The sequence below is a fragment of the Kitasatospora sp. NPDC093558 genome, assembly GCF_040683475.1.
In the GTDB taxonomy this organism is placed as follows: Bacteria; Actinomycetota; Actinomycetes; order Streptomycetales; family Streptomycetaceae; genus Kitasatospora.
The window spans coordinates 1-1,340 of sequence record NZ_JBFBDY010001206.1; the positions used below are offsets into that span (position 1 = coordinate 1).

General features: G+C 71.6%; 1 protein-coding gene. It reads left to right on the forward strand.

The annotated features are described in order from the left end of the window. A partial coding sequence (locus AB0O00_RS39765) for an arabinofuranosidase catalytic domain-containing protein (protein ID WP_363659540.1) occupies positions 1 to 1,256 on the forward strand: 1,256 nt, incomplete at its 5' end. Positions 1,257 to 1,340: the final 84 nt, after the last annotated feature.

Here is a 1,340-nt window from a genome sequence, read left to right on the forward strand (position 1 = left end):
GGCCGCTGTACCAGGTCAGGCGCTCGTCGGACCAGGCGCTCCGGGACGTCGGCGTGCTGGGCACCGGCGGCTACGCCGACGCGGCTTCGCAGGACGCCTTCTGCGCCGGCACCACCTGCGTGATCACCGTGATCTACGACCAGACCGGTCGGAACAACCACCTCACCCAGGCGCCTGGCGGCGGGGCCGCGTCCGGGCCGGACAACCTCGCGGACGCGACCGCGGCGCCCACCACGCTGAACGGTCACAAGGCCTACGGCGTGTACGTGGCGCCGGGCACCGGCTACCGCAACAACCACACCTCGGGCATCGCGACCGGCGACCAGCCCGAGGGGATGTACGCGATCCTGGACGGCACGCACTACAACGGCGGTTGCTGCTTCGACTACGGCAACGCCGAGACGAGCAACAACGACACCGGCAACGGTCACATGGAGGCCATCTACTTCGGCAACATCAAGGTCTGGGGCTACGGCACCGGCCCTGGCCCCTGGGTGATGGCCGACCTGGAGAACGGCCTGTTCTCCGGAGCCAACGCGGGCTACAACGCCAACGACCCGACGGTGAACCGCCGCTACCTGACGGCCATGGTCAAGGGCGCGCCGAACCAGTGGGCGATCCGCGCCGGCGACGCCCAGTCCGGCGGCCTGTCGACGTTCTACTCCGGACCGCGCCCGAACGTGTCGGGCTACAACCCGATGCACAAGGAGGGCGCGATCATCCTCGGCATCGGCGGGGACAACAGCAAGGGCGCCCAAGGCACTTTCTACGAGGGCGTGATGACCTCCGGCTACCCGTCGGAGGCTACCGAGAACGCCGTCCAGGCCGACATCGTCGCCGCCGGTTACGCCAACTCCGCCGCCACCACGGGGGCGTTGCGCGGCACCGGCTCGGGCAAGTGCCTGGACGTCCCCAACGCCTCCGCCACCGCCGGGACGCAGGCGCAGATCTACACCTGCTGGGGCGGAGCGAACCAGACCTGGACGCGCACCGCCGACGGGCAGCTCACGGTGAACGTCTCCGGCACGACGCTGTGCCTGGACGCGTACAGCGGCGCGACGGCCGACGGCACCAAGGTCGTGACCTGGCCCTGCAACGGCGGCGCGAACCAGCAATGGCGCTTCAACGCGGACGGCACCGTCACCGGCGTCCCGTCCGGCCGGTGCCTGGACGTCGCCGGGGCGGCCGTCGCCGACTCGACGCCCGTCCAGCTGTGGACCTGCTGGGGCGGCGACAACCAGAAGTGGACCCTCTGAGAGCAGCCTCCCCGGCCGGGGGCGGGGTCGGCGCTCCCCGGGTGGGCCTCGGGGCGGGGGGCAACGGCGGGGGGTCGGCGAGGG